This window comes from Polynucleobacter alcilacus (genome assembly GCF_018881545.1).
GTDB lineage: Bacteria > Pseudomonadota > Gammaproteobacteria > Burkholderiales > Burkholderiaceae > Polynucleobacter > Polynucleobacter alcilacus.
The window spans coordinates 775,077-796,100 of sequence record NZ_JACVQD010000001.1 but is presented as its reverse complement, the minus strand read 5'-3'; the positions used below and the strand labels follow the sequence as shown (position 1 = coordinate 796,100).

26 protein-coding genes are annotated in these 21,024 nt (G+C 43.0%); 20 read left to right on the top strand and 6 right to left on the bottom strand.

Annotated features, from left to right (window positions below):
* The first annotated feature begins 72 nt into the window (after positions 1 to 72).
* The gene (locus ICN45_RS04115) at positions 73 to 1,314 is read left to right on the top strand and encodes a glycosyltransferase family 4 protein (protein WP_216173523.1); all 1,242 of its coding nucleotides are present in this window, start codon (positions 73 to 75) and stop codon (positions 1,312 to 1,314) included.
* Complete coding sequence (lplT, locus tag ICN45_RS04110; RefSeq protein WP_216173520.1) at positions 1,311 to 2,621, top strand: lysophospholipid transporter LplT; 1,311 nt, start codon at positions 1,311 to 1,313, stop codon at positions 2,619 to 2,621. The genes ICN45_RS04115 and lplT overlap by 4 nt, the downstream gene beginning before the upstream one ends.
* Before the next feature lie 107 nt (positions 2,622 to 2,728).
* Here the strand turns inward: lplT and ICN45_RS04105 are convergent, their stop codons facing one another.
* Both ICN45_RS04105 and ICN45_RS04100 read right to left on the bottom strand, forming a co-directional pair.
* A complete protein-coding gene (locus ICN45_RS04105; RefSeq protein WP_216173519.1) occupies positions 2,729 to 3,202 on the bottom strand; it encodes a hypothetical protein in 474 nt (157 codons plus the stop codon).
* A 58-nt stretch (positions 3,203 to 3,260) separates the two neighbouring features.
* Positions 3,261 to 4,079: a bestrophin-like domain gene (locus tag ICN45_RS04100; protein ID WP_216173517.1), complete on the bottom strand. Its 819-nt coding sequence runs from the start codon at positions 4,077 to 4,079 to the stop codon at positions 3,261 to 3,263.
* 309 nt (positions 4,080 to 4,388) lie between these two features.
* Here ICN45_RS04100 and ICN45_RS04095 point away from each other — a divergent pair, with 309 nt between their 5' ends.
* The 5 genes from ICN45_RS04095 to ICN45_RS04075 all read left to right on the top strand — a co-directional run bounded on the left by ICN45_RS04095 (position 4,389) and on the right by ICN45_RS04075 (position 7,754).
* A complete protein-coding gene (locus ICN45_RS04095) occupies positions 4,389 to 4,817 on the top strand; it encodes a hypothetical protein (protein WP_216173515.1) in 429 nt (142 codons plus the stop codon).
* An 8-nt stretch (positions 4,818 to 4,825) separates the two neighbouring features.
* A complete protein-coding gene (locus ICN45_RS04090) occupies positions 4,826 to 5,212 on the top strand; it encodes a Rap1a/Tai family immunity protein (protein WP_216173512.1) in 387 nt (128 codons plus the stop codon).
* A gap of 26 nt (positions 5,213 to 5,238) precedes the next feature.
* Entirely contained in the window at positions 5,239 to 5,940 is a 702-nt protein-coding gene (gene budA, locus ICN45_RS04085) for an acetolactate decarboxylase (protein ID WP_216173510.1), read from the top strand.
* A gap of 78 nt (positions 5,941 to 6,018) precedes the next feature.
* Positions 6,019 to 6,435 carry a DUF2147 domain-containing protein gene (locus ICN45_RS04080; protein WP_216173508.1) on the top strand — a complete coding sequence of 139 codons (417 nt, stop codon included), beginning with the start codon at positions 6,019 to 6,021 and terminating at the stop codon, positions 6,433 to 6,435.
* 197 nt (positions 6,436 to 6,632) lie between these two features.
* On the top strand, positions 6,633 to 7,754 hold the full coding sequence (locus ICN45_RS04075; protein WP_216173505.1) for a choloylglycine hydrolase family protein: 1,122 nt from the start codon (positions 6,633 to 6,635) through the stop codon (positions 7,752 to 7,754).
* Between the two features lie 57 nt (positions 7,755 to 7,811).
* Here the strand turns inward: ICN45_RS04075 and ICN45_RS04070 are convergent, their stop codons facing one another.
* Entirely contained in the window at positions 7,812 to 8,447 is a 636-nt protein-coding gene (locus tag ICN45_RS04070; protein WP_216173502.1) for an NAD(P)H-dependent oxidoreductase, read from the bottom strand.
* Between the two features lie 316 nt (positions 8,448 to 8,763).
* Here ICN45_RS04070 and ICN45_RS04065 point away from each other — a divergent pair, with 316 nt between their 5' ends.
* The 4 genes from ICN45_RS04065 (at position 8,764) to ICN45_RS04050 (ending at position 12,673) form a co-directional block, all read left to right on the top strand.
* Positions 8,764 to 10,224 (top strand): cyclic nucleotide-binding domain-containing protein, encoded by a 1,461-nt coding sequence (locus tag ICN45_RS04065; RefSeq protein WP_216173500.1) that lies wholly within the window; start codon positions 8,764 to 8,766, stop codon positions 10,222 to 10,224.
* A gap of 173 nt (positions 10,225 to 10,397) precedes the next feature.
* Positions 10,398 to 10,775: a carboxymuconolactone decarboxylase family protein gene (locus tag ICN45_RS04060; RefSeq protein ID WP_216173497.1), complete on the top strand. Its 378-nt coding sequence runs from the start codon at positions 10,398 to 10,400 to the stop codon at positions 10,773 to 10,775.
* The gene (locus ICN45_RS04055; protein WP_216173494.1) at positions 10,775 to 11,674 is read left to right on the top strand and encodes an NAD(P)-dependent oxidoreductase; all 900 of its coding nucleotides are present in this window, start codon (positions 10,775 to 10,777) and stop codon (positions 11,672 to 11,674) included. Before ICN45_RS04060 ends, ICN45_RS04055 begins: the two co-directional genes overlap by 1 nt.
* Before the next feature lie 30 nt (positions 11,675 to 11,704).
* The gene (locus ICN45_RS04050) at positions 11,705 to 12,673 is read left to right on the top strand and encodes a tripartite tricarboxylate transporter substrate-binding protein (protein WP_216173491.1); all 969 of its coding nucleotides are present in this window, start codon (positions 11,705 to 11,707) and stop codon (positions 12,671 to 12,673) included.
* A gap of 24 nt (positions 12,674 to 12,697) precedes the next feature.
* Here the strand turns inward: ICN45_RS04050 and ICN45_RS04045 are convergent, their stop codons facing one another.
* Complete coding sequence (locus tag ICN45_RS04045) at positions 12,698 to 13,375, bottom strand: DUF1345 domain-containing protein (RefSeq protein WP_216173488.1); 678 nt, start codon at positions 13,373 to 13,375, stop codon at positions 12,698 to 12,700.
* A 350-nt stretch (positions 13,376 to 13,725) separates the two neighbouring features.
* Between ICN45_RS04045 and ICN45_RS04040 the strand changes: the two genes are divergently transcribed.
* Positions 13,726 to 14,271 carry a phasin family protein gene (locus ICN45_RS04040; RefSeq protein WP_216173485.1) on the top strand — a complete coding sequence of 182 codons (546 nt, stop codon included), beginning with the start codon at positions 13,726 to 13,728 and terminating at the stop codon, positions 14,269 to 14,271.
* 2 nt (positions 14,272 to 14,273) lie between these two features.
* On the opposite strand, the gene ICN45_RS04035 is transcribed toward ICN45_RS04040, so the two are convergent.
* Positions 14,274 to 15,173 carry a histone deacetylase family protein gene (locus ICN45_RS04035; protein WP_216173482.1) on the bottom strand — a complete coding sequence of 300 codons (900 nt, stop codon included), beginning with the start codon at positions 15,171 to 15,173 and terminating at the stop codon, positions 14,274 to 14,276.
* Complete coding sequence (locus ICN45_RS04030) at positions 15,170 to 15,568, bottom strand: DUF2237 family protein (protein WP_255531079.1); 399 nt, start codon at positions 15,566 to 15,568, stop codon at positions 15,170 to 15,172. The genes ICN45_RS04035 and ICN45_RS04030 overlap by 4 nt, the downstream gene beginning before the upstream one ends.
* A 38-nt stretch (positions 15,569 to 15,606) precedes the next feature.
* Between ICN45_RS04030 and ICN45_RS04025 the strand changes: the two genes are divergently transcribed.
* The 8 genes from ICN45_RS04025 to ICN45_RS03990 all read left to right on the top strand — a co-directional run bounded on the left by ICN45_RS04025 (position 15,607) and on the right by ICN45_RS03990 (position 20,975).
* The gene (locus tag ICN45_RS04025) at positions 15,607 to 16,017 is read left to right on the top strand and encodes a thiol-disulfide oxidoreductase DCC family protein (protein ID WP_216173478.1); all 411 of its coding nucleotides are present in this window, start codon (positions 15,607 to 15,609) and stop codon (positions 16,015 to 16,017) included.
* On the top strand, positions 16,014 to 16,565 hold the full coding sequence (locus ICN45_RS04020) for a chalcone isomerase family protein (protein WP_216173475.1): 552 nt from the start codon (positions 16,014 to 16,016) through the stop codon (positions 16,563 to 16,565). Before ICN45_RS04025 ends, ICN45_RS04020 begins: the two co-directional genes overlap by 4 nt.
* Positions 16,566 to 17,117: a DUF3833 domain-containing protein gene (locus ICN45_RS04015; protein ID WP_216173472.1), complete on the top strand. Its 552-nt coding sequence runs from the start codon at positions 16,566 to 16,568 to the stop codon at positions 17,115 to 17,117. It begins immediately after the preceding gene.
* Positions 17,118 to 17,190: 73 nt separating this feature from the next.
* Positions 17,191 to 17,724 (top strand): superoxide dismutase family protein, encoded by a 534-nt coding sequence (locus tag ICN45_RS04010; protein ID WP_216173469.1) that lies wholly within the window; start codon positions 17,191 to 17,193, stop codon positions 17,722 to 17,724.
* A gap of 27 nt (positions 17,725 to 17,751) precedes the next feature.
* Positions 17,752 to 18,189 carry a DUF2452 domain-containing protein gene (locus tag ICN45_RS04005; RefSeq protein ID WP_216173466.1) on the top strand — a complete coding sequence of 146 codons (438 nt, stop codon included), beginning with the start codon at positions 17,752 to 17,754 and terminating at the stop codon, positions 18,187 to 18,189.
* Positions 18,190 to 18,223: 34 nt separating this feature from the next.
* Positions 18,224 to 19,204: a quinone oxidoreductase family protein gene (locus ICN45_RS04000; protein WP_216173463.1), complete on the top strand. Its 981-nt coding sequence runs from the start codon at positions 18,224 to 18,226 to the stop codon at positions 19,202 to 19,204.
* A gap of 46 nt (positions 19,205 to 19,250) precedes the next feature.
* Complete coding sequence (locus tag ICN45_RS03995) at positions 19,251 to 19,994, top strand: transporter substrate-binding domain-containing protein (RefSeq protein WP_216173460.1); 744 nt, start codon at positions 19,251 to 19,253, stop codon at positions 19,992 to 19,994.
* Between the two features lie 9 nt (positions 19,995 to 20,003).
* Complete coding sequence (locus ICN45_RS03990; protein ID WP_216173457.1) at positions 20,004 to 20,975, top strand: Bug family tripartite tricarboxylate transporter substrate binding protein; 972 nt, start codon at positions 20,004 to 20,006, stop codon at positions 20,973 to 20,975.
* The last annotated feature ends 49 nt before the right edge of the window (positions 20,976 to 21,024 follow it).

The following is a 21,024-nucleotide window of genomic DNA, read 5'->3' as shown; positions in this document are numbered from 1 at the left end:
TGACAATTTCATGTCAAGAAAATATTCGCATTGTCATAAAACTGTTATTTTTTTCAAGAATACTCATGGGCAATGACTTTAAATAACCTGGGAAATACTAGCGAAATCAATCTGAATGCCTCAGTTAAAGTTGCTATTGTTACGGAGACATATCCTCCAGAGGTCAATGGGGTAGCTAGTACGATAGCGCGCTTCATACAGGGTTTGGCCGAGCTTGGGCATGACATTACTCTCATCCGGCCGCGTCAGGGTTTAAAAGATAAACCCAAAAATGAATCGCATTTCAAAGAAATACTGACAGTAGGAATTCCTATTCCGGGATACAGTGCATTGCGGATGGGAATCCCGCAAAAAAATAGGTTGATTAAGCAATGGTCTACCGATAGACCTAGCCTTGTCCATATCGTTACTGAAGGTCCCTTGGGTTGGTCGGCTCTAGAGGCAGCTAAAAAATTAAACATTCCTGTTTGCTCTGATTTCCGCACCAATTTTGATGCCTACTCAACCCATTACGGTTTGAGTTGTCTCAAAAGCCCGATCCAAAGGTATCTGCGTTACTTTCATAACAATAGTCACTTCACAATGGTGCCAACCCAGGCTCTTAAAAATCAGTTACTGAGTCACGGATTTGAAAGGCTGAGAGTGCTGGCAAGAGGAATTGATACGGAATTATTCAATCCCTCAAAACGTTCCCATGAATTACGAAATCAATGGGGAGTAAAAGATCACCAAAAAGTAGTCTTGTATGTTGGCAGACTTGCATCAGAGAAAAATCTCCAAGTCACAGTAGATACTTTTAGGGCAATGTTGCAAGTCAATCCCAATTTAAAAATGGTCTGGGTGGGTGATGGCCCTCAAAAAGGGGCTTTGAAGTTGAGCTGCCCCAATAGCATCTTTACAGGTGTGCAGACCGGGGAGGCTCTAGCAACACACTATGCGAGTGGTGATCTATTTTTATTCTCAAGCCTAAGTGAGACTTTTGGGAATGTCACCCTAGAGGCGATGGCTAGTGGCTTGGCTGTATTGGCGTATGACTATGCAGCAGCTCGGCAATTTATTGATCATGGTGTCAATGGTTTCTTGGCTGACCCAAATGAGGCCAACTCATTCGTTAATCAAGGCCTTGAGCTCATGAAAGAGAATTGTGATATTCAAAATCTGAGAACACATGCAAGGCAAACTACCTTAGAAATTTCATGGGATAAAGTTACTAAAAAATTAGAAAATAACTATCACGATTTAATACTCAATTCCCATTTAAAAGATAAATTGGCTTCATCACCTGCTTTAAGAAAAATTTTTATTAAGCAATGAATCGTATTTTCTATACGATCGCATTCTCACAGTTTTTATCATCATTAGCGGATAACGCCTTACTGATCGTATCGATTGCGCTCCTGGTTTCAATGCAAGAGCCCGATTGGGTTTCGCCTTTACTTAAGATTTCTTTTGTCATCCCTTACGTTCTTTTTGCGCCGTTTGTAGGCGCTTTTGCAGACTCTAGGCCTAAAGGCCAAGTGATGTTGATTTCTAACGTGCTTAAAGCTAGCGGGTGCGGCCTGATGCTTCTTGGCTTACATCCATTATTGGGGTATGGCATCGTTGGCATTGGTGCAGCCTTATATGCCCCTGCAAAATATGGAATTTTGACTGAGCTACTACCATCGGATAAGTTAGTAGCAGCCAATGGTTGGATGGAGGGCCTCATTATTGCTTCGATTATTTTTGGCACCTTATTGGGTGGCTTTCTTATTAGTGATTTTCTGTATCATGCTTTTCAACAATTCAATCTAGATTTCATAAGAGGCGATATTCCTCGTTTTGCAGCGCTGGCTATTTATTTGATCTCGGCCATCTATGCAATAGCTGCCTTACTCAACGTACCCCTATTAAAGGTGGGAGTTTGTTATCAAAAATTGAACTTGCATTGCGGCAATCTAGTGCGAGATTTTTCTACCTGTTTTGTGAGCTTGTGGCGAGATCGCCTTGGTAAGCTCTCACTAACTGTAACTACGCTATTTTGGGGGGCTGGAGCAACCCTTCAATTCATTATGCTGAAATGGGCTGAATATGCTTTGCATATGAACCTCTCGGAGAGCGCTGCTTTACAGGCTGTTTCTGCAATAGGCGTTGCTGCGGGAGCTGTTTATGCAGCTTGTAAAGTTTCTTTGAAGGATTCAGCTAATGTATTGCCTTATGGCGCGCTGATGGGCTTAGTAGTCTGTTTAATGGGAATGTATAACGATGAACTTTTACCGCCAATCGTTCTCTTGCAAATGCACTCAATCCAATTAACCCTAAATGATTTCCCCGCCTATTTTTTATTAATACTCTTAGGCTGGTTATCAGGCTATTTTGTGGTGCCAATGAATGCTTTGTTACAACATCGGGGTTATTCCTTGATGGCAACCGGCCAATCTATTGCTGTTCAAGGCTTTAGTGAGAATTTGGCAGTATTGTTCATGCTCCTCGTCTATTCCATACTCTTATGGCTAAATCTCAGTTTGCCTCTCATCATTATTGGTTTTGGTACAACGGTCTTTTTAGCAATGGTCTTGATCATGTATCAGCATTTCGGGCCTCAAGGTAAGGCCCTCAATGAGGTTAAGAAATCTTATTAAATAGGTGACAAGATGTCATCATTCTTTGGTCACGGGTTCAAGTCTTTGCGGCTCACTAATGCATTAACGGCTCAAGAGGAGGCTCCCAGCCGTATTTCAAATGAGGTCTATTTAATATAGAGTGTATGTTGCCAGGAACCATCTGCAAGATGGATAGTTTCAACCCATCCACCAATGCCAGCAAATTTCCCCGTTCCACCTGTGATAGCTCTTCGGGTGCTGGTAGATTCCTCTAACGTAGCCTTTGCACTGGCGTATTTAGCTACACCTTGAATGACTATCTGATCTTTAGTGCCATCATCGAAAGAAAATACAGCAGAAGTAATGCGGTATTCAATACCTTTATCTGCAACCAACCCAGTGGTAGTTAAGATCCAGTCGGTTGTGAGCTTGCTGCCATTATCTGCTTTTGCATCAAAATGCCAAATCCGTACATCGCCAATAGATTGACCTGCTTTGCCGAAATCAAGAAAAGTCGCGGGCGGCACTTCGGGGTGGGTAACGATGATTTTTGTATCGGCTAAAGATAGGCTTGCCGAAAATAGACCTACTGAAACGAGAATAATTTTAAGTATTCGCATAGGGATCTCCTTGGATATGATTACTCGTAATTGTATGCATCATTTAAAAAACTCAGGATTATTTAGGGTTCTTCGTAGGCATTACTAATTCACCCTCACTATTAATATAGTTCAGTGCAGACTCAAGAGGGCGAGACGAAATACTGATATCACCCTGAAAGGGATGATCCAAGCCGATGATTGCAGAGAGTACTAGGCCTATGAGTATCGATAGAAGCGAGAGAAAAATAGCGCTATTGAATTTCGATGATTCAGACTCCAAGAATATACAGGCCAATAGAGTTAAACACCCCCCTAGGAATACCAATTGTAAGATTGCCCCATTCAGGCCTGATTCTGCCAGAAAGAGACGTTCTTCTCTAATCATTCTCAAATAGTTCACTTCTTGAATCACAATCGGTATAAATAATTCTTGAGATTTAGTTTTCGGTTCAATTTGGGTCAAGCGTTTGGTTAATGCAGTTATATTTGCCTCATTCATTTCTGGAGGAATATTTTTTTTCATCTTTGGCCATTCATTTTGAATAGCATCTTCAAGATAGTGTTTGATGAAAGCTTGCACCTCTTTAGCTTCATTATTTCCTAGACCAGGGGCTGAGTTATAAATGTTGATAGCGCTCGAAGCTTCTTTAATCACCACAATATCGGCATGATCAAATTTCTCCCAAGAGCCTATTGCGACTGCACCAACCAATACCGCATAAACAATGCCAATAACGCCGAACATATGACCATGGACGTCTAATATTTTATGGCGATCTTCTATTGGCCATATCTTTCTGAGTAAATAGAGGGTCACCAAGGAAAAGGATAAACAAAGGAGGCTAAGAATGATGCTTTGAAAGCCGGTATTCGCATTGAGAAAATAGTTCAACATAGGTGGTCCAAATTGGAATGAGGCGATGATGAATGGTTTGTGCTGCTAGAAATTATTTTGATCTGCGCATTTAATCGAAAACAGTTTAGATGAGTTTTTGAGATTCAAAAAAATTATTTTCTTTATTAAGGGGGGAGATTTTTTTAAGCCACTTATCTGGTATATAAGTACTAATCTAATTCCAATGTTTATTCTTGGGTCAATCTTGTCGATGGCTTAAAAAGTATTTTGGAACTGACATCTTCCTCAAAAGGTATGTTAGTTTGTGCTTTATGGTTAAACCACTCATGACACCGTCTGGAGAGCATTGTGTATAAAGCAACCGGAATTCTGGCAACATTTTTGACTCTCACTTTCTATGCGGTGACTGCTATGGCGCAATCCCAGGCTGCGGTAGTAAACAGTGGCTATGTTTGGCTGCCGGGAAAATTAATTCCGAATGAATATGCATTAGCGGATGGTACTTGGACAAATTCTTCTATTCGTGAGTGTCTTAGTCAATGTTCAGCTCAACAGGCTTGCTCTGGTTTTAGTATAAAAAAGATCTATGGAGATGCATGGCAGTCGGGTTGTAAAGACGATTTGTGTGAGCAAAAAACAGAATGTCACGCAAAGGGTCTACGGAGTTCAAGTGAGTATTGGCTCCCAAATGACCAACAAATTCGGGTCCCCAAAGTTGACGCAACTAGCAATGCTTGGATAAAGGACTGGGGTACTATTTTAAAAAATAGTCGCTAGATTTTTCTGTGAATTTAAATATACGCAAGCCAGCTTTAGCAATATTATTTGTCTTGTTAGCTACCCATTTAAACCTAGCCTTTGCGGACACTAAGACCATGGACCTGCCCGATTTGACAACTGCCAAGCTAAATCGAGAGTGTAGTGCGTTTATAGAGGGTAAATTACAGGAGACAAATTTTAGCCAGGGGCTTTGTATCGGGATTATCTTAGGGGTCGAAGATAATGCGCGTTATGATAAAAAAATCTGCGTACCCAACAATGTTAGCCTTCGGGAGCGAGTCCTTACTGTGAGAGATTATGTCTCTACCCAGCCTAAAAGAATGAACGAAGCTTTCGCCTCTCTAGTTTTTGATGCTTTGATAGTAAAGTGGCCCTGCAAAAATAAAGCTTGAGCTTAATTAATCCATATACTTTAATAATGACTAATTCTCTCTACGTTTCTTCGCCAGTAAATGCTCTAGTTCAAGGCATTTTGAGAGAAGATAAGACTCTTAAACAAGTGCTGAGACATGGCAATTTTGGCCTAGGAACCTTCAACGATCTTGACGGTGAAATGGTGCTTGCAGATGGCATCTTTTACCAATTAAGATCAGATGGTTCGGTCTTAATCCCAGATTTAAATCTGGGGACGCCTTACGCCTGCGTTACTCAGTTCAAGCCAGTCAATTCCTTTGAGGCGCCCAAGCAGGTAACTTATTCTGACTTACAGCAAGCCATCAGCAAGTCCATGCTGTCGAGTAATCTTGTATACGCTATCCGAATAGAAGGTACTTTTACAAAGATTCGACTTCGCTCTGTACCCAAGCAGGATGCCTATCGGCCCTTAGTCGAGGTTGCTGGGGACCAGAAAGAATTTAACTATGAAGGTATTGCTGGCCAGTTAGTGGGTTTTTGGACCCCCGATTTTATGCACTCTATTTCTGTTCCAGGATTTCACTTGCATTTTTTGAGTGCAGATAAGAGTCATGGCGGTCATGTGCTCGATTTTTTAATAGAAGAGGGAGAAGTCTCACTACAACCCTTGGATCAGCTAAGTTTAGATTTGCCTCATACCATTGAGTATTTGCACGCTAACTTAGATCAAGATAACTCTGCCGATTTAAATAAGGCTGAGCATTAGTTTGGCAAGACATAGATTTAAGGACTGAATTTTGAAGTATTGAATAGTAATTTTTAAGATGATTAAAAAGGAAAAAAGATGATGATCAAAAAATGCTTACTTATTCTTACGGTAATGTTTGCGAGTTCTGCGTATGCGCAAACCGCTCCTAATATTCTTGGAACCTGGGAGGTGGTATCCGCTGTAAGCTCAGCTGGTGGAACAGAAGATAAACAGTCACGCTCAGTTTTATCCAATAAAAAGGATGCGGCAATTCTGAAGTTTACGATTTCTACTCAAGATGGCGCAGCCTTCCAGGGTGAGACAACATGGAAGGATGGATTAAAAAATCTCGTATCGGGAGTATTTCATAGAGACGGAAAAACGCTCACTTTTTCTAGTGATGTTGGAGTAGGTACAGGTTATGTTGCAAATGATGAGATGGAGTTTTGTAGCGCTAGTGTGTTAACAACTAAAAACAGGGCAAGCTGTACCCAACTGAAAAAAGTGAAATAACACTCGAACGGGTAGTGCTTCTATCTAGTTGCGCATTGCTTGCGTCTATTGGCGTAGTGCATGCCGATCAGGGGCCTACTCCAAAAGACGACCTTTCAAGGCCCGCAATTATCAGCAGCATTCCGATTCTAATCATCTTTACAGATCTTATTAACTAAGGTATCGGAACTTCAATTGAGCTATTCAAAGGAAAAACAGTGAAACAACAAACAATCAAAAAAATAGTGGCTGCTACAGTTTCGGCTACCTTAGCATTCGCTCCCTTAGTGGGTAATACCTGTACCGCTATCAATGTGATCGCAAAAGATGGCGGGGTTATCGCTGGTAGGACAATGGAATGGTCTTTCGATATGAAATGGGCTTTGGTTTCTAACCCCAAAGGGACTTCGATTGCGATGACGGCACCTGCTTCTTTGCGTTTGCCCGCCACAAAACTTTCTAGCAAATATGCTTTTATAGGAATTGCACCCGGCGTTTTACAGGGATCTGCCGCGTATTTGGAAGGACAAAACGAAGTGGGCCTTGGCCTCAGTGGAAACTTTTTACCGGGTTTTACTGAGTATCAAACCGTAACTCCACAAGATAAACAATATGTTTCGGTAGTCAACTTTGGTAGTTTTGTTTTAGGCATGTTCGGATCTGTGAAAGAGTTACGAGCTGAACTTCCCAAATATAAGGTTTGGTATGACCCAAGTGAGGTCAAAGGTATACCCACTCCACCTTGGTTGCACTATGTGTTAACAGACCGAAGTGGTGACAGCATTGTTGTGGAGTTCGTCAAGGGTCAAATGGTCATTTATGAAAATGTAGCGGGCGTTTTAACTAATTCGCCAACTTATGACTGGCATCTCAATAATGTTCGAAACTATTTATCGCTTACAGCTACAGCCACACCTTCTGTTGTTGTAAATGGAAGTAACGTTACTGAATTAGGCCAGGGCGGTGGCTTAGTGGGATTGCCTGCTGATTACACTCCACCATCTCGTTTTGTCAGGGCAACTTATCTGAAGTATTTTGCAGATAAACCGAATAATAGTAGCGAAGCTATTCAATTAGTCGATCACCTTTTGAATAATGTCGACATTCCAGTGGGCGTGGCTCGTTCGACAGACGGTAAGCAGGTTGTTTCTGATTACACACAGTGGGTAACCCTGAAGGATTTAAAAAATAATCGTCTGAAAATTGCAAACTATGCAAACCGTACTAACTTTATCGAACTTGACCTTAATCAGGTATTTAAAACTGGAAAATCGATGACCTGGCCAATTGATAAATTACCTTACCCGCAAAATGACTTAACAGCGCAACTGTTGAAATAAATTAACCAGTAAGCTGCTGAGGTGGCTTACTGGCTTTTTGAAGAAGTGGAGATCTTGCTAATTGATCCAGCTGATAAAGTGATCTTTAGCGCGCCTGACTTTCTGTAGACTTGCTAACCAGTCTTCATCAGTTTTACGATAGCCAAGAGGAAGCATGACTACACTGCGCAATCCTTTTTCTTTGAGATTTAACACCGCATCCAATGCACCGGGGTCAAAACCTTCCATTGGGGTGCTATCGACCTGTTCATAAGCAGCGGCAATCAATGCGGTCCCTAGGCCGATATACGCTTGTTTTGCGGCATGGGTGAAATTGACTTCGGCATCTCTGCTTGGATAAACCTTTAATAGCATTTGACGATAGGCGGTACCAGATTCACTTGTGAAATTACGAATACTTTCGGTCATATCAAATGCATCATTAATTCGCTGTGCAGTGTAGGTGTCCCAGGCGGCAAAAACAAGTAAATGAGAGCAATCCGTTATCTGAGATTGGCCATTGGCTATAGGTAGAATTTTGGCGCGAACTTCTTTATTGGTAATGACCAGGACTTCATAGGGCAGTAGTCCACTAGAACTGGCTGTTAGACGAATTGCTTCAAGAATTTGCTCTACTTTGTCTTGTGGAACTGCTTTTAATGGATCCATCTTTTTGGTGGCATAGCGCCATTGCAGCTTATCTAGCAGACTCATTCCCGTTTTCCTATTTTTGATTGGTATAAAAGTGTATCTATTTTAGTGGAATTGAGTTTTTATAGCTGAGTCGAATGAGGCCCCTGTTTGGGGGCCGAGCCAGGGAAAGTAGACCAATAATGTCCGCTAGCTTTGGTTTTAGGGCAAAAATAATGGCTATATAAGTAATCTAGGGCAATCTCCATTGCAGGATGCGAAAAGATGTTTCCGGCTTTGGACCGTAATTAAGCTCTGATACTATGTTGCATGCTAGATGAATAGTTTGTAGCAGCAGATCTAATGAATAGAACGTACGGTATTTGGAAAAAATATAAATATGTCTAATATGAACCACCACAAATTCTTTGCTCTACCAAAGTCGGTATTAGCGATCTTGCTTGTATCCAATGTTATTTTTGCTTGGTGGCTTAATCAAAAGATTGGTAGTTATTGGGGATGGACAGTAGTTGATTTATCGGCTGACTTAAGTTTCAACTTAGCGACATTATTGGCAGTCATTCAATTTGCGCTGTTTGGCCTAAGTATTGATATGACAATTCGTACCTTTGTAACGTCTATCAATAGCAAATTAAAGGAATTCCAAGTTCCCGCGATTATGGTCATGGCAATGACGATTGCGACTTATGGAATTATTGGTTTACTCGGTTTCATTCTGTTATATGACCATAGCCTTTCCCATATTTTGGCTGCTGCAGGTGCGGTCGGCCTGGGTGCAGCCTATGCATTTCGAGAGCCGATTGCTGATATCACTGCCAGTATGCAGATTCAGACTGATCACCTGGCTAGTATTAATGACTATATTGAGATTGTGGGCGAAAAAGACGTATATAGGGTTACCCAAATTGATCATCGCATGATCACGCTTGAGGACAAGTACCACTTTTTATTAAGAATTCCAACTCGCCAGTTTTTAAACTGGAAATACATCAATATCACTAAGCAGCCAAGTAAGCGGGGCGCTAAACGTCGCTGTACATTTACCTTAACGACTCATAATAATAGTAATAGAGTCTTAAGCATGATGAATAACGGTATGCAATATTTGGTAAATAAAGATGAGCGCTTTTACGCAGGCTATTCTTGCGAACTTGAAGCAGTCACTGGCGGAGCATTTACTTATGGCATCAGCTATGAATGTGATCCGAGCCTGAACCACTATGGTTCCAGTCATTTAGTAAATGAGGCAATGCTACACATTTTTAATGCAGCTGCCATTAATATTAATTCTGATATCGCAATTTATAAATATATTCCCATCGCAACTGATGCGATGCATCGCTTGTTAGACATTTACCGATCCAGTATTCTGAAGGTGCTTGATGATAATCAAATGCAGGAATTGTCTGCAAACGTCAACCTAGTCCGCTTTGAGGCCGGAGACCATGTGATCAAGCTGGGAGAGCATGCTCAAAGCATGTATTTCATTTCAGAAGGTCATCTAGAGGTTGGTATTCCTGGCAAAGAAGGTAAGGAACTCATTGTTGCTACCTTGTGGCCTGGAGACTGTGTAGGAGAAATGTCTTTGTTAACTGGTGAACCACGTTCAGCTAATGTATACGCTAAATCTAGCGGTGTTTTACTAGAAATTACCAAAGAGAGTCTGGCGCCATTCTTTGAGGCGTCACCTCAATTAATTGAGAAAATTTCACAAGTACTTGCAGATCGAAAATCGAAGAATGAAAAGGCTGGTTCACTTGAAGAAGATCCAGACTCAAGACTGAATCGCGTCAAGGCATTGGCGCAGAAAATTTTCAAATTCTTCTTTAGTACGGATTAATCAACCAGCTTTCTGATTATCTGGCCAGACCTTTCATAGGTATTAACGCTTAGTCCAGATTCAGTTCCAGCCCCGAACCCCAAAAAGCGGTAGTATTTATCGTCTGATGCGGGGTTGCAAGCCTCCATTAGCAAATATATATAAAAATAATTTACCAATGATGGGGAAGAGACATGAATCGCGAGTCATTTGAAAAAGGCCTAAAAACACGTAAAGAAGTTCTTGGAGATGAGTATGTAGAGAATTCATTAAAGAATGCAGATGATTTCAACATGCCCATGCAAGAGTTGGTTACAGAGTATTGTTGGCATGAAATCTGGAATCGCCCTGGCTTAGAAAGAAAAACGCGCAGCTTTTTGAACTTGGCTATGATCGCAGCATTGAATCGCCCACATGAACTTAAGCTTCATGTACGAGGTGCCATTAATAATGGCCTTACCAAAGAAGAAATTAGAGAAGTCTTTTTGCAAGTTGCCATTTACTGTGGCGTCCCAGCTGCTATTGATAGTTTTCGAGTGGCCAAGGAAGTGTTCAAGGAAATGGGAATCTAATGAAGCCAGCAGACACAAAAATCGCCTTTGTAGGTTTAGGGCTCATGGGTGTTCCCATGGCGCAGAACTTACTCAAAGCGGGATATGAGCTTGCTGGGTTTGATCTAAATAAAGATGTCGCTGCAAAATTTGTAGACGATAAAGGATTTAAGTTTGTCTCAAGTCCTGAGCAGGCCATTCAGGATGCTGATGTAACCATACTGATGCTGCCTGATAGCACCATCATTGATTCCTTGCTTTGGGGTAGTGCTGGCCAAGCAGGGATTGCTGAAAAGTTGCCAAAAAATAGCTATCTTATTGATATGAGCTCTTCGAGCCCAACTTCTTCTAAAGAAAATAACAAAAAATTAGCGCAATTGGGAATCAAGTTTATTGATGCTCCAGTATCTGGGGGAGTTAAAAAGGCAATCGATGGATCTCTTTCAATTATTGTGGGTGGCCAGAAATTACATTTTGAAGAAGTTATCCCATTGCTAGGGTATATGGGTAAGAGCATTCTTCATGTAGGCGATGCTGGTGCGGCACATGCAGTGAAAGCATTAAATAATTATGTATCTGCAGCGGGTTTAATCGCTGCAAGTGAAGCTCTCAATGCTGCAGCCGAGTTCGGCCTGGATACCCATGTAGTCAATTCTGTGTTCAACGCCTCTACAGGTAAAAACAATACAACAGAGAATAAGGTTGAGAACTTCATGTTGAATGACGCCTTCAATTCTGGATTCTCGCTGGCTTTAATGAGTAAGGATGTGCAGATCGCCCTGAAGTTTATTCAGGATATGAATTGTTATGCCCATTTAGCCCAACAATGTGTAGCGACCGCCAAGGAAGCAGACCAGAAGTTGGGTAAAGGCGCGGACCATACAGCGATGTATGACTATGTGAGATCTCAAAAGCAGTAACTCTTCTAATCTTGTAACCATGGAAAAGTCATGAAATTTATTCAAAAAATATTTTTGGCATTCGCATGTTATTCAGTGTCTCTCGTCTTCGCTGCCTATCCTGATAAACAAATAGTAATGGTGGTCCCCTATGCTCCAGCTGGATCAACTGATGTATTGGGAAGAATTCTTGCTCAAGTGATGTCCAAAGATTTAGGGCAAACAGTGATTGTTGAAAATACTGGGGGAGCGGGTGGGACTATTGGTTCTGCTAGGGTAGCCAAAGCAAATCCCGATGGTTACACGATTCTTTTTCATAATATGGCTCAAGCAGCAGCACCAGCTTTGTATGCAAAATTAATCTATGACCCTGGAACAGACTTTATACCGATCGGTATGGTGACAGATGTACCCATGGTATTGGTTGCACGAAAAGACTTTCCCGCAGAGACGTTACAGGGATTTATCGATTACGTCAGGGCGAACCCTGGCAAGATCAACTTCGCCAACGCCGGTATTGGCTCAACAACCAATTTGTGCGAATCCTTAATGAAGTCCACGCTGTCAGCCTCCTGGACCTCTGTGTCATACAAGGGCACTGGACCGGCTTTGAATGATTTATTAGCAGGTCAAGTGGATGTGATCTGCGATCAACCAGCGAGTACTTTGCAACATATTCGTGCTGGTAATTTAAAAGCCCTTGCGGTGGCTAGTAAAGACAGAATTAGCTCTATGCCTACTACTCCTACCTTTAGTCAGTCCGGAATTCCTGGCTTTCAATTAACTGTATGGCACGCTTTATACGCACCTAAGGATACCCCGAAGGCGACCGTTGATCGATTGACGAAATCATTAAATAATGCCCTTAAGGATCCTTTATTGATTCGCCGTTATAGCGAGATGGATGCCTCTGTTGCAGGCCCTGAAACCGCAAATCCTACTTACACTTCCAAATTCCTACTGTCGGATATAGAGAGGTGGAAGGTAGCGATGAAAAATGCCGGTATTAAGCCCCAATAAAATGGCTATGGTCGGCCTATGCGATCAATTTAGTGCAACTACCCCAGAAATAATATTGATTGCCATTGCCAGTAAGGTTGCGTTGAAGATAAATGCAATCATGCCTTGGACCATCACTAAATAGCGCATTCTAGAGCTGGCAATATTCACATCAGCCGTTTGGCAGGTCATACCAATCACCATCGAGAAATACAGAAAATCTACATAGGTTGGTTTTAATTTCTCTGGAAAAATTAAAGCAGGTTTTTTTGTTTTCTCGAGGTCTTGATAATAAGCTTGTGCATAGTGCAGCGCGAATGCTGTGTGAACTAATAACCAAGAAATAATATAGGTGAGCAAAACCAAGGCGATGCTTCTAATAGGCTCTGTCATCGTTGGCGATTTAATGTTAGAAAGAATGATCACAATCGCTACTAAGCTGGCAACTGAAGCTAGTACGGTGATCAGTAGGATGATGGGTGCGCCATCATCTTCTTTTTGAGAAAGACTAAAGATGTTTTCTTCATTTGAGAAATACATCATGGAATAAGACAGTAGGAGATATAAGCTACCTGCAATACTCCAGGAGAGGGTCAGGCGAACTGGAAGTGAGGGGGCGGTTGAGAACAAGAAAAAAGCGGCAGTACCTGCAATACAGATAATCAGGAGTCGAAAGCTAGCGCTAATGTGATGCCAGTGCTGGGTCCAGTGAATGGTTTTCATAGGCATAATCATAGACGCTTAAGGATGTTCAGGGGGTGTTCACCTGTGATCAAAGAAAAATACGTGAAGTAAACCAATAGGAGAAAGTATTGCGAACGAATATACGGAATTGGGGGCTGGTAGTTGGTCTTTTATTGATCGCCGCAGCTTGTGTTGCCGCATATCTAATGACAATTCCCCCTGAAGCTAATGTTTCAGTATTGGGTGCAATTTCATACTGGGCTTAGTGAGGCGGTTCCTGTGCTGAGTGATTTTGGTGACTGACCCTGAAATCTACTGGTTTTCCTCTATAGAAACCCCCTAAAACGAGAGTAGATTGGAAGGTGTCTTCACTATCTGAGAGGGTCTACATGAGTAAGAATCCATTTAATGTTAGTTCTATGCCCAATCAGCAGAGGGCCATAGATGCGACGAAGGTAGCGGGGCGTATCGCTGCAGAGAGCGCACAAGCGATTGCGCAGATTAATCAACAGGCTACCCAAGAATTGGCTACGCTGATTCAGAAGCGGGTTTCTGATCTCATGAAAACCCAAGATCCCCGTTCGGCCTTTGAATACGTTCATGCCGAAGTATTGCAAGATGCTGCAAAAGAAGTAACGCATTACCATCATCAGTTACTTGAGGTTCTCAAAACGGGTAATAAGGAGCTTGCAGATATTGCTGAGGCGATGATTCAGGAATCTAAGGCGGACCTCATCCACTTTGTGAATGATGCCACTAATAACGCACCCATCGGTAGTGAAGCCTATGTCTCTGTGTTCAAGACTTCATTTAATAATGCGCTCCAAAATTTCGAATTGATCCGCGCTACGATGGTGGACTCATTTGCGAATTTTGAAAAAAGCGTTGAGAACGTCAATAATCTTGCTAATCCTAAAGGGGTTAGCAAAAAGTAGCCTTAGTATTTCTTTTGGAAATCCAGGGCGGTTTGAATGGTTTGAAAATGGATATCAACTGTGGATCCAATTTCCTTGCCGTAGCCGCCCGCCATGGAGACAGCTACCGGCAACTTTCTGTCCAGTGCGTACTTAAATACTATTTCATCTCTCAGACGCATACCTTCTTTGCTGAGCTTCAGCCTACCCAATCGATCGCCCTCATGAGGGTCGGCGCCAGCAAGATAAATCACAAAGTCAGCCTTAAATCGTTCGTGTAGGGTATTTAAGGACTCGGTAAGGGCCCTTAAATAAGCATGATCATCACACCCATCTGCAAGCCCCAAGTCTAGGTCGCTCACTTCTTTTTTAAAGGGAAAGTTATTTTCTCCATGGATCGATAGGGTAAAAATCGAAGCATCATTTTGCAGAATAGATGCCGTACCGTTACCCTGGTGAACATCCAAATCGATGATGGCAAGCTGCAGTTTTGAGCTAATTTCTTTTTGCAGTGCTCTAGCTGCAATCGCAGAGTCATTAAAAACACAAAACCCGCTACCCATGTCACGATAAGCGTGATGGGTGCCACCCGCCAGGTTTATGGCAAGCCCTTCTTCAAAGGCGATCTTTGCAGCAGCGACAGTTGCGCCTGCGGAGCGTCTCGAGCGTTCCACCATTTTTTCGCTCCAGGGAAAGCCGATCTCTTTTTGTTCTTGAGAAGACAGTTTTCCTTCGATCACTTTGATGAGATAGCTGGGATCATGCGCATAAAGAATCTGGGTGTCGCTTGCAGCGGGTGCTTCAATTAGTTCTACCCCATTTAAATCACTGACTAAATCCCGCAAGCGAGAATATTTCTCCATCGGGAAGCGATGTCCTGCTGGTAAAGGTAAAACAAAGTGGTCTGTATAAAATGCTTTCAAACTTCACTCGAATATTGCTTCAAAACATCTAATGCGACAGTTTCTAAAGCGTGGATATGAGTACTTTCTAATTTAATCAGTGGCGCACAATTCGCGCTGGCAGCTTCGACCCAGCGATTAATGCACAGACACCATTGATCGCCAGCAACTAGCCCCGGAAATTGATATTCAGGTCTAGGGGTAATGAGGTCATTTCCTTTTTCTAGGCTAAATTGCAAAAATTGCTTTGTCACTACCGCACACACGAGATGACTACCGACATCTTCCTCATTTGTTTTGCAGCAGCCGTCCCTAAAGAAGCCGGTGAGGGGGTCAAAGGAACAGGGGATTAGGGGTTCACCAAAGACATTTAAAGCCACTTCTTTTTGCATAAAAACCTTTAATAGAGTTGTCATCAGCCAGTTTATTCAATAAGGCTTAAACTTGCACGGCAATGAGCCAGCTTGAAAAATTAACTCTGTTCTACGACGGAACTTGTCCTTTGTGTCAGGCGGAGATTCTGTTTTTGTCCCGCAGAAGCCAGGCTGATCAACTCGCCTTCGTAGATATTCATTCTGCGCTCTTTGATCCCGAAAAAATTGGGGTTTCCTGTGATCAAGCCTTGGCAGCAATGTATGGACAATTTGCCGATGGCACCCTCATACAAGGGGTTAGCGTCTTCCCGGAGGCTTATCGTCGCGCTGGGCTACCTTATCTAGCATGGGTCTTTTCTCGAAAAGCCTTACAACCTTTATTGCAGGTAGCCTATCGGTTTTTTGCAAAAAATAGACATGCGATTTCGAGACTATTTGGCCCGACAGCTTTAGGATTAGTTAAAGCTACATCATCTAAGGGTAGTAAATGACCTTTCTCAAGATGCCGATGGCAGTGCTTGCCATGTTTTATCTCACCACAACGATTGGCTTTGCTCGTGACTTTGCCAGTATGGACCCCGCAATGAATTCTGCGAAGCTACAGGGTAGCGGCAAATTAACTTGGTGGGGTTTTCATATTTATGATGCTTCCTTTTATCGATCGGGCAATTTATCTTCTTCTGAATTTGCATTAGATATGCGATATCACAAATCGTTTACTGGTGTTTCTATTGCCAATCGCACTGCCGATGAGATGAAGAGAATTGGCACATCTGATATGCAAGCGGCCCTATGGGGCAAGGAGCTTGCTAGCTTTTTGCCTGATGTCGAATCTGGCCAGACGCTGACTGCCATTTATGCTCCCAAACAAGGGACTACCTTCTATTATGAAGGCAAGAAAATTGCTCTTATACCGGGGGTAGATTTTTCAAAAGCCTTTTTTGGGATTTGGCTTGATCCTAAAACGAGCGCCCCAAAACTCCGGGCTGAATTATTAGGGCAAAGTTGCCCGCCACCCCTTTTTAATGAGGCTTGTTAAGTGAATAGATATTTTTCAACTAGATTGATCGCGACTATTTTTTGTGGCGCTTTGTTATTGGCTTGTTCTGGTCCTCAAGTTCAACAATATGCTAACGAAAAGCCGAATTTGGATTTGAGTGAGTATTTCTCAGGAACCATTGATGCCTATGGCATATTTACTGACCGTAATGGTGAGGTTAAAAAACGCTTTACGGTACTCATTAAAGCCAATTGGGAAGTAGTGAATGGCAAGAAAGTGGGTACCTTAGATGAGCGCTTTGATTACTCAGACGGTAGCAAGCAAAAGCGCATATGGAAGCTCACAGAACAATCCCCTGGAAAATATATTGGCACCGCAGATGATGTCGTGGGCGAAGCCCAGGGCGACTCCGCAGGAAATGCCCTGAATTGGACCTATACCCTAGCGCTGCCAGTGGACGGCACCATTTACCATGTCCAATTCAATGATTGGATGTACCTGGTAACCCCCAAAGTGATGATAAATAAAGCCAGGATGAGTAAGTTCGGGTTTGACCTAGGGGAGGTCACTTTGAGCTTCTATAAGCGCTAAGCATAAGTCTGTATTTTGTGTCACACTTTCTCTCAAGGCGCCTGAGACCGCCACAACAACCTAGGAGATCAATGTGAATACAAATTTAAAGAGAATATCGATTGGACTATCCGCGCTTGGATTGCTTTCATTAGTGGCTTGTCAATCTATGGAGCAAGGCACAGGTCAAAAAGCCAGTGCCAATCTAGAACCAAGATCTGGTTCGCAAACCAAGGGTGAAGTTATTTTTGTTTGGCAAGGCAGCGACGTTTTGATTAATGGCAAATTTTCTGGTTTGAAGCCAAATGCTGAGCAAGGATTCCATGTGCATGAAAAAGGCGATTGTTCTGCTCCAGATGCGATGAGTGCAGGTGGACATTTCAATCCTGAGACTAAAGCACACGGTATGCCAAATAGTGGCATGAATCATGCCGGAGATTTACCGAACATCAAGTCAGACGCCAATGGTAATGCCACTTATACGGCAAAGTTACATGATTTTGCTGTAAATACTGGGCCAACCGGAATCGTTGGACGTTCAGTGGTGATTCATAGAGATCCAGATGACTATAAATCTCAGCCAGCAGGGAATTCAGGTCCGCGTATTGCGTGCGGCCTAATCAAGTAAATTAAATAAGGGCATGCAGGGACATCAATGAGAATAGAAGATAGCGATCCAGCAAGACACGCTGGAATTGAATATCCAATGGAAGTTGGAGCCCCTGTATTTGCCCCTATTAAGGTAGTTGAGGAAAAAGATAAGGCAGTTAATGTTGCGCGCCAGAATGCAAAGCAAGAATATGAACGCATCATGGAGCAGGCCGAAGTATTAATGAAGCAAGCGCGTGCTCTGCAAGCTAGACTAGATGCAACAGAGATGGTGCATAGCGCAAAATTTAGTTTCAATCCCATTCATGGCAAGATCTACCATCTGTATTACGACAGCAGAAATGCAGTGAACGTATTAATCCAGAACGGGCCTCAAGAGTGGAGTTGTGGCGTACCCGATGCCTGGACTTACTCTATGGCGGTCAAGAAGTTGGGCGACAGCACATGGGCAGTCATAGAAGAAGAAAACGCCCTTACGGTATGATGATTTTTCCCATTAAAACAAATATAGGTGAACTGTGACAAAAGCTCGAGTAGTCAGTCTTTCCGAACTGGGAAGCGCGGATGTAATTAAATTAATTGATAAAGAGCTAGCTGCTCCAGGCAAGGGGGAAGTCCAAATTCGTCAAACCGCGGTGGGATTCAATTTCATTGATGTGTACCAGCGTTCAGGAGTTTATCCCCTAGAGATGCCTACCGGCTTAGGCCATGAAGCTGCTGGTGTGGTTGAGGCTGTGGGTGAGGGTGTCAGCAATCTAAAAGTAGGCGATCGCGTTGTCTATATGAATGCCGGTATCGGTGCTTATGCGAGCGCCCGCAATGTTTCTGCTGAAAAAGTAGTGCCATTACCTAGCGATGTTTCTGATGAGGTAGCTGCTGCTGTTTTCTTTAAGGCGATGACTGCGCAGTACTTGGTACAAAAAACTTACAAAGTAAAAGCGGGCGATATAGTCCTGGTTCATGCGGCCGCGGGTGGCGTTGGTCAAATTTTGGCTGGCTGGGCAAAAGCCTTAGGTGCATTTGTGGTTGGTACTGTCGGATCGCAAGCAAAAGTTGTTGCTGCTAAAGAAGCGGGATGTGATGCGGTAGTAGATTATTCAAAACCCAATTGGGTTGAAGAGGTGATTAAAGCCACTGGCGGTAAGAAAGCAAACGTAGTTTATGACTCGGTTGCCAAAGATACTTTCCTCGGATCATTAGACTGCGCTGCGCCATTTGCTACGGTTGCGCTATTTGGTGCTGCTTCTGGGCCTGCCCCAGAAATCCAACCTGAGATCCTGAATAAAAAAGGATGTTTATTTTTAACTAGACCCTCAGTATTTCCGCATAACGCCACATCTGCACTCTTGCAAGAAAATGCCCGCGCGGTATTTGATGCTATCGCAAAAGGCTATGTCAAGGTGCAAATTGGAGCGAAGTTCCCACTAGAGCAAGCTGCAGAGGCACATCGTGCAGCTGAAGGCAGAAAAGTTTCTGGTGCAATTGTGATGATTCCTTAAATCACAATATTAAGTTGCCAAAATCATTTATTACTAGATATCCTTTTTGAATCCTATTTCGCCCATAGTGAGGGAGCAACTTGCTCCTCATGGCGTTCTTTCTGCCGCAGTGTATCTTGGCAACTTTTTGTTAGTTACTGGTCGCTCTCCAACTGGCGAGCCTACTGGTATCGCACCAGATATTTGCCGCGCAGTTGCTGAGCGTTTAGGTGTAGAGCTAAATCTACTGGGGTGTGACGCGCAGGAAGAGGTTGTTGATTCTGCTGCTAGCGAGAGATGCGGCATCGCCTTGGTGGGGTCGGATCCAGCACGCGCTCAAAAGGTGACATTCACCCCGGCCTATGTTGAGCTTGAGGCAAGCTATTTGGTTCCTGCAGATTCACCTATACAAGAAGTATCCCAAGTAGACCAGCCTGGAATCCGGATTGCCTCCTTCCATAAGAGTGCCTACGATCATTGGCTACAACGTAACCTGAAGCATGCCACTTTAGTGCATGCGGATAGCGTTCGTGCGAGCAATGAATTATTTGTGACAGAGAAATTAGATGCTTTGGCCGGTTTAAAAACGGGCCTTGTCACTGTCTCTCAAAATATTCCTGGATCACGTGTACTGGATGGTCAATTTACTGGGATTCAACAAGCCATTGCCACCAAAAAATCCCATTTGGAAGCCATTGCATTTTTAAGTGAATGTGTCGAATATTTCATTGCTACAGGTCTAGTTGCTGCATTAATCAAAAAATATCAGGTACAGGGTTTATCTCCTGCACCTCTCCATAAAAAACCTTAGAAATCAAATATGAATCCATTTGTACTAACGTTTATTTTAGGCTTTGGACTTCTAGGTCATCAAGATGTATTTGCTCAGACGAACAATTACCCCAACCACCAAATCAAGATCATCTCTCCATTTGCCACTGGTGGTATTGCAGATGGTTTTTCTCGGATCATTGCGCAGGGCCTAAGTGAATCTTTTGGTCAGCCAGTCATTGTTGAGAACAAAACTGGCGGCGGTGGCAATATTGGCGCCGATTTTGTTGCTAAATCACCTGCTGATGGTTACACGCTCATTATGGGCAGTATTGGTACCCATGCAGTCAATCCCTTTCTTGTAAAGAACATGCCTTATGACCCGCTCAAGGACTTTGTGCCGGTTGTATTTGTATTAGATGCAGAGGGTTTATTGGCTGTGAATCCGAGCCTTCCAGTGAAAAATGTCAGTGAGCTTATTACCTATTTAAAAGCCAATCCTGGCAAAGTTTCTTATGGCTCAGGAGGTATTGGAACTGCAAGTCATTTGGCGGGTGAGCTCTTTGTGATGACCACTAAGGTCGATATGGTCCATATTCCATACAAAGGGAATGCATTGGCAATTACGGATTTAATTGGTGGGCAAACTCAGGTGATGTTTGCCACGATGCCAACGATTCTTCCCTATGTGAAGAGTGATAAGTTAAGGGGTCTTGCGGTGACAGGTGCAGGTAGGGATCCATCCATGCCAGATCTGCCGAGCATCAGCGAAACACTTCCTGGATTTGATGTCAAAAACTGGATTGGCTTATTTGCGCCAGCTGGAACACCGCCAGCTGTGGTGAAGAAGTTGCATGCTGAAGTGAGCAAAATCATGCAGCAACCCTCAGTGCAAAAAAAGCTAGAGTCAGAAGGAGCCAAGTATTACGCTATGAGTCCTGAAGCGTTTGGTAGCTTCCAAAAGAAAGAAGCAGTCCGTTGGGGCAAAATTATTAAAAGCGCTGGTATTCAGCCGGATTAGACAGTGCCACTGGAAAAGGGCGCGATTGCCTTCTCCGCTTATAATTAGC